Source organism: Terriglobales bacterium (genome assembly GCA_035543055.1).
Lineage (GTDB): Bacteria > Acidobacteriota > Terriglobia > Terriglobales > Acidobacteriaceae > JAIQFD01.
Window position 1 is genome coordinate 1 of record DATKKJ010000049.1, and the last position, 4,625, is coordinate 4,625.

Below are 4,625 nucleotides of genomic sequence, written 5' to 3' on the forward strand. Positions count from 1 at the left end.
GAGCACGCCACCTCGCGTACCCGGTCGGTGCCGCTGCGATGGTCTTTCCGGGTCATCCGCGCGTGGAACCCCTGCCTGCTGCAGAAGTCGAGGATCTCCTCCGCATCCGTAGCCACGATCACGTCGTCTAATAAGGAGGAAGCGCGCGCCGCCCGGTACACCCAGGCCACCATGGGCTGGCCCGCGATCTCGCGCAGCGCCTTGCGCGCCAGCCGCCTGGACCCCAGCCGCGCCGGGATGATGGCCACCGCTTTCATCCGCGCCATTCTACTGGTAGAATCGATTGCGGTCGCCTTCCTGTAGTTCTTCCCCACATTGGCGGTGTAGCTCAGGTGGCTAGAGCGAGGGTCTCATAATCCCTAGGTCGTTGGTTCGAGTCCAACCGCCGCCACCAATGTCTCTCCCGGGTTCCGAAGCCACCCACGGTTCTATTCCTGGGGGCACTCTGCTTTGCTGGGGGATGGATCGGGTGTGCGTCGGAAGGGAAGGAATAGCACTTGCGCAGCGTTCAGTTCGCTCCCCCGGGGCAGCTCCGCCAGGCCGTAACGCGCCTCCCGCGGATTCGCCGTGAGACCTGCACGATACGTCCCGAACAGCCTGTCCCACAAGGAGAACACCACGCCAAAGTTCGCGTTTTGCTCCGGGACCGCCTCCGAGTGATGGACGCGGTGCATGCCGGGAGTCACGATCACCAGGCGCAGCACACGATCCGCTGACTCTGGAAACCTGAGATTGGCGTGATGGAGGAGGTTCAGCACCACGACGATCAGCTCGTTGAACGCGACTGCACCCGGCGGCGGCCCGGACACAACCACCGTCACCAGCAGCAGACCCTGGCTGACCAGTGTTTCCAGGGGGTGGAAACGGAAGCCGGTGGTCAGATCCAGCTCCGACTCGCTGTGGTGCACCTGATGCACACGCCACATCAGGCCGACAGCGTGAAACAGGCGATGGGAGGTGTACGCCCGGAGATCCACCAGGGCAAGGCCCACCGCAAACTGCACCACAAACGGCAAGGGGAGTTGGTTCAGCAGGCCTCGGGATGTGGCCTGCATGCTGAAAGCGAGCGCCAGCGCGCTCAGCTGCAAAATCAATCTCGCCGCTGCCAGGGAGGACAGGTATAAGCCGATATTACTGAGCCAGCGCCGGGGAGTCGAGCTGCGCAACGAGCGCAGCGGAACGAATGTCTCCACCGCGGCGACAGCCAGGAAACCACACACGAAGACGTACGACCACACGCGCTCGTGCATCAGAAACAGCCTGCCTGCGGGTCGCTTGCCGCTTCTACCGTTTGATTATCCGGCGCAGCAACGCCACGCCGCCCATCCCGGAGGCCAGCAGGGCCAAAGACGCAGGCTCGGGGACCTTCTGGAAGTTTTCGCCGGCGAACGCCGGTACCGCCACCACCAGCATCGCGATCGCAAACAGCAGGTACTTGTTCATGAGCCTTCTCCTGATTGGTTGGTAGAATCTGGGACTCACTTGAGTCACAGCACGCAGGCCACCATTCCTAACTCAATGGATTCAATGACTTAGCCGGGGGCAGGGCGGGCGGAACTGCAACTCCTTGCAGCTACGGGAAGGTCATTGTCACATTGTCATGTGACCTCCGACACGACGACATGTGACGTCCGGACGGGCCCGGGCCCTAGCGCTTCGCCACCGCCTCGATCATGCAGTTGAACACCGCCCGCAGCTCCTTGATCCCGTACGTCGCCGGATAGCCCATCCGCTCCGCCAGCAACTGGTCGCGCAGCATCCCCTCGAACATCCCGGTCAGCCCGGAGCGCAGCGCCTGCGCGTCCAAGTCCTCCCGCAGCGAACCCGCCTGCTTCATCTGTCCCAGGATGCCGTCCAGCACCTTGACGAACCGCAGGTAGCCCTCGGTCATCAGGACCATCCGGCCTTCTTTGCGCACTCGCCGTCCTTCCAGCAGGAACAGCTGCTTCAGCTCCGGGTCGCGTTGCAGCGTGTTCACCATCAGGTCGAGCAGCGCCCGCAGTTTCTCCTTCGGCGAGGCCGGCTCCTCGACGCTCCGACTTTGGTACGCCATCTGCTCCCAACCCTGCTCGAAGATGGCTTCCAGCAGCCCTTCCTTGCTGCCGAAGTGCTTCATCAGTTGCGACTCGCTGGTGCCTGCCTGCCGCGCGATGTTGACCGTGCTGGTGTTCTCGTAGCCGCGCGAGGCGAACAGCTGCTTGGCCGCTTGCAGGATGCGGTCGTGCGACGACAGCGCCGGCGCCGCCGCTTCCGCCGCCGCATTCGCTTTCCGGGAAGGCATAAGTGAATCACTACTACCGCGGCCGCCGGTTTGGCAAGGACACCACCGTTAGCCCAACGCCCCGATTTACCAGTCGGTACACTAGCCCCGCTCGGAACTCCCCGCCGCCCCCATGTTCCTTCGGACCAATCTTGCCTGGCCGGGTCATCGTCCCTGTTTTCGGAGTCTTGCATGTGCTTGACCGTCCGGGGATTGGACCTTACATCGTCTTTTCGGACACGTACCCCGGTAACTGGCGCAGGCGCATCTTCCGGGGTTAGTAATGTATCAATCTGTTAGCTGGCGTTGTTGGGGTACCGATCATGGGCGCCACAGTCAAGCAGCTTCGAAACCTGAAAGTGGTCCTGGTGGACGCCGACCCTGCTTTCACCCGCGAGTGGAGCAGGATCTTCGAAGCCGATGGCCACTCAGTCGTCTGCTGCAACGACCTGCCCAGCGCCTACCGCGCCGTCGCCGAAGGCTGCGACTGTCTCATCACCGCTCTCCACATCCGCGGCCTCTCCGGACTGGATCTCATCCGCGCCGCCAATCATCCTGCGGGGCCGGTCATGATCCTGCTCACCGCCGACCCTTCACCGGACATCGAAACCCAGGCCCTGGCCGCCGGCGCCAGTTGCCTCTTCGAGAAGGACGTGGAGAGCGCGCTGCTGCGTTCCACCGTCGAAGCCCTCTGCGGCGCCATCTACCAGCCGGTCATGCGCTACGCCACCGGCGAGTTCTCCGTCAGCACCCTGCGTTCCGCCGTCTGAAGTTCCTACTTCTGCAATCTGCCTTCTTCGTTCTGCCTTGTGGGTTGATTTTCCTCCTGCCTCCTGCCTCCTGCTTCCTGCCTCCTGCTTCCTGCCTCCCGCTTCCTGCCTCCCGCTTCCTGCCTCCTGCCTCCCGCTTCCTGCCTTCGCCGCCTAGCTAACCTTCTCCCGGCCGCCGCGTCACACTCAGTGTTCAGGTTCCCGTCGGCTGGGCGCTCTCGCCCGGCCCAAGACGAGGGGCGGATCGCGCCGCCCCTCGTCCTCCTCCCACTGGCACAGCCACTTCGCCGTGTGATGCCAGTCACAGTGCGGCTGGCCCTCCTCTCGTATCCTCGAAGTCGAAGCGCCAGCGATCGCCATTCGGAGGTGAACGGCATGCGGGGCAATCAGAAGGTCCTCAAGGAGTTGAACGCCGCTTTGCAGGCGGAACTGACCGCCATCGTGCAGTACATGGTCCAGGCGGAGATGTGTCACAACTGGGGATACCAGCGGCTGGGCGAACTCACCAAGCGCCGCGCCATCGAGGAGATGAAACACGCCGAGGGCCTGATCGAACGCATCCTGTTCCTGGACGGCACTCCCGCCATCGACGTTGCCTTGCAGCCAAAAGTCGGCGCCGATGTGCCAAAGCAGCTGGAGACCGACCTCGCCGACGAGACCGACGCCGTGCGCCAGTACAACCAGTCGGTCAAGATCTGCCGTGAGTCGGGGGACGCGGGCTCACGCGAGCTGTTCGAGCACATGATCGTTGACGAGGAACGCCATGCCGACTTCCTGGAAGCGCAATTGCATTCCATCAAGGAGATCGGCCTCGCCAACTATCTCGCCGAGCAGCTCAAGGAGAAATAGGCCTTACCACCCCTTCCGCTTCCTCAGCTCGGTGATGTGCGCGCAATGGTGCCGTGAATGCCAGGAGTAGAGCGCCAGCAGCCAGTCGACGGTGCGCACGCCCGCCTCGGGATGGTGCAAGGTGCGCTCGTAATCCGCCGGCTGCAGCGACTTCCACAGCTTCACCCAGCGCTGATGCAGATTCTCGAGCAGTGCCAGCGAGGTCTCGACCGGCGTCTGCCGCGTGTCCGCCAGCTTCGCCCAGGCCTTCTCGTCGTACGGCTTGATGGTCGGCTCCGTCTCGGTGAGCGCCAGCTTCAGCCGGGTGTAGGCGTTCAGATGGCTGTCGGGGACGTGGTGCACCACCTGCCGCACCGTCCAGCCGCCCTCGCGATAGGGTGTGTCGAACTGCTTGGCCTTCAGCCCCTTCACCGCCGCCCGCATCCGGGCCGGCGCGCGCTCGATGTCCGCGATCGCCTTCTTGCGTTCGGCCGGGGTCAGCGGCCGTTCGTAACGAAAGGGCCCGACAGGATACCGCGGATCTGCTGCAGCTGCTGCCTTCGCCATGTCGCCCTCCTCGGGACTTCGATGCGCGACGCTCACGCTCGACACAAATTCTCCTCTCGCCCAAGAAAAAGGCCCAGCCTCGCGGCCGAGCCTCTTCTTTATGTTCTATGCACTATGTCCTATGCGCTATGTCCTATGCACTATGTCCTATGCGCTACTTCGGGGCAGGACTCTCCCCTGATGCCGGACCGCGACCCCCC

Annotated in this window: 7 protein-coding genes and 1 tRNA gene; 3 read left to right on the top strand and 5 right to left on the bottom strand. The window is 63.6% G+C overall.

Annotation, left to right across the window (positions count from 1 at the left end; translation table 11 throughout):
- Positions 1-257: NTP transferase domain-containing protein (locus tag VMS96_03700; GenBank protein HVP42507.1), on the bottom strand; the 257-nt coding region annotated here is incomplete at its 3' end.
- A gap of 60 nt (positions 258-317) precedes the next feature.
- Between VMS96_03700 and VMS96_03705 the strand changes: the two genes are divergently transcribed.
- Positions 318-394 (top strand) — tRNA-Met (locus VMS96_03705).
- 34 nt (positions 395-428) lie between these two features.
- On the opposite strand, the gene VMS96_03710 is transcribed toward VMS96_03705, so the two are convergent.
- From VMS96_03710 to VMS96_03720, 3 genes are all read right to left on the bottom strand, one after another.
- Positions 429-1,250, bottom strand: a complete 822-nt coding sequence (locus VMS96_03710) for a sterol desaturase family protein (GenBank protein ID HVP42508.1) — start codon at positions 1,248-1,250, stop codon at positions 429-431.
- 34 nt (positions 1,251-1,284) lie between these two features.
- Positions 1,285-1,443, bottom strand: coding sequence for a PEP-CTERM sorting domain-containing protein (locus tag VMS96_03715; GenBank protein ID HVP42509.1), 159 nt, complete (start codon positions 1,441-1,443; stop codon positions 1,285-1,287).
- Between the two features lie 205 nt (positions 1,444-1,648).
- The gene (locus tag VMS96_03720; GenBank protein ID HVP42510.1) at positions 1,649-2,281 is read right to left on the bottom strand and encodes a TetR/AcrR family transcriptional regulator; all 633 of its coding nucleotides are present in this window, start codon (positions 2,279-2,281) and stop codon (positions 1,649-1,651) included.
- A gap of 302 nt (positions 2,282-2,583) precedes the next feature.
- On the opposite strand from VMS96_03720, the gene VMS96_03725 reads away from it, so the two are divergent.
- Together VMS96_03725 and bfr are read left to right on the top strand one after the other, a co-directional pair.
- Entirely contained in the window at positions 2,584-3,030 is a 447-nt protein-coding gene (locus tag VMS96_03725; GenBank protein ID HVP42511.1) for a response regulator, read from the top strand.
- A gap of 375 nt (positions 3,031-3,405) precedes the next feature.
- The gene (bfr, locus tag VMS96_03730; GenBank protein ID HVP42512.1) at positions 3,406-3,879 is read left to right on the top strand and encodes a bacterioferritin; all 474 of its coding nucleotides are present in this window, start codon (positions 3,406-3,408) and stop codon (positions 3,877-3,879) included.
- A 3-nt stretch (positions 3,880-3,882) separates the two neighbouring features.
- Here the strand turns inward: bfr and VMS96_03735 are convergent, their stop codons facing one another.
- Positions 3,883-4,425: a putative metal-dependent hydrolase gene (locus tag VMS96_03735; GenBank protein ID HVP42513.1), complete on the bottom strand. Its 543-nt coding sequence runs from the start codon at positions 4,423-4,425 to the stop codon at positions 3,883-3,885.
- Positions 4,426-4,625 lie beyond the last annotated feature (200 nt).